General features: G+C 64.3%; 1 pseudogene. It reads right to left on the bottom strand.

The features are described from left to right. Positions 1-230: pseudogene (locus J0695_RS39815) on the bottom strand (hypothetical protein); the annotation flags it as partial.

Genomic DNA, 230 nt, shown 5'->3' with positions numbered 1-230 from the left:
GGACGCGATGCAGGCCAATCTGGCGCGCGTACAGGACCTCACCGACGAACTGCGCCGCCCCATCGGATCGGCATGCAGTACGGAATCGAGCTGGCCCTGCCCGACGATCACATGCATCTCGCGCCCGATGCCCGAGTCGGACAGCAGATCCTGGATGTCGAGCAGCCGGCAGGTGTCCCCGTTGATCTGGTATTCGCTGCCGCCATTGCGGAACATGATCCGGGTGATGG

Origin of the sequence: Streptomyces beijiangensis (genome assembly GCF_017315755.1) — a bacterium.
Taxonomy (GTDB): domain Bacteria; phylum Actinomycetota; class Actinomycetes; order Streptomycetales; family Streptomycetaceae; genus Streptomyces; species Streptomyces beijiangensis.
The sequence above is the reverse complement of the archived record's forward strand: the minus strand, read 5'-3'. Positions and strand labels throughout refer to the sequence as shown.